This window comes from Streptomyces sp. AC627_RSS907 (assembly GCF_019049165.1).
In genome coordinates, this window is the sequence record NZ_JAGMUE010000533.1 from 1 (window position 1) to 603 (window position 603).

General features: G+C 70.6%; 1 protein-coding gene. It reads right to left on the minus strand.

What is annotated here, in order from left to right:
- A partial coding sequence (locus tag KUM32_RS36870) for a Uma2 family endonuclease (protein WP_217146232.1) occupies positions 1–546 on the minus strand: 546 nt, incomplete at its 3' end.
- Between the last annotated feature and the right edge of the window lie 57 nt (positions 547–603).

The window sequence follows — 603 nt, forward strand, 5'->3', positions numbered from 1 at the left end:
GTCAAGGTCGATGCCGAGCGCGCCGATCGGCACCGGCTCGCCGAACTCGCTGGTGCGCTCGGTCCGGTAGTCGGCCGCCTCGCCCGAGCCGCGCGGCTCGGTCAGCAGCACGCAGGTGGCCGCGTAGGGGTCGATGATCAGGTACGCGGGGACCTGCCCGGCGGCGTAGATCGAGCGCTTGGTGACGTGGTCCCGGTGCTTGCTGGTCTTGGAGACGACCTCCAGGAGGAGGGTGGTCGCCGGGGCGGGCACGAGCCGGGAGCGACCGTCGAAGGCGCCGTGCTCGATGACGACGAGGTCCGGCTGCGGCTCGCTGACCTCGCCGGGGATGGCGATGTCCTGAGTCGCCACCGGATACCAGCGGTTCTGCGGGACCTGGTCTCGTACGCGCGTGACGATCATGTTGTGGGCCCAGTCGGGCCCGCCCGTCATGACGATCTCCCCTCGGAGCAGCTCCGCCCTGAGTTCGCCGGGAGCCTCCAGCGTCGCGAAGATCTCCCTGATGTCGGTCACCAGACGGGCCTTCGCACCGCTCGCACCGCTCATCTCCGTGGACCTCCCCCTGTGCGCCGCGATGTGTGGGGCCAGCGTAGAGACGGCCGG